1 pseudogene is annotated in these 227 nt (G+C 75.8%); it reads right to left on the bottom strand.

Annotation, left to right across the window (positions count from 1 at the left end):
- Positions 1-227, bottom strand: a pseudogene (locus A6V29_RS10390) (NUDIX hydrolase); the annotation flags it as partial.

The following is a 227-nucleotide window of genomic DNA, read 5'->3' as shown; positions in this document are numbered from 1 at the left end:
CCGGAGCCGGGCAGCGTGTACGGGCTCAGCCGGGGCGCGCCCATCGACCGCACGTCGCGGGTGTTCCACGGGCGCGCCAGCCCGGCGGCGTCCAGGATCGCGTCGACCAGCCCCGCGGTGAACCCCCAGATCTCCATGTCGGCGACGCCGAACGCCGGCCCGATGTAGCCCGACGGGTGCCGCAGCCGGTAGCGGTTGGCCGGGTCCACCAGGTCGTCGAGCGGCAC

This window comes from Blastococcus sp. CCUG 61487 (genome assembly GCF_005222955.1).
Lineage (GTDB): Bacteria > Actinomycetota > Actinomycetes > Mycobacteriales > Geodermatophilaceae > Blastococcus.
The sequence above is the reverse complement of the archived record's forward strand: the minus strand, read 5'-3'. Positions and strand labels throughout refer to the sequence as shown.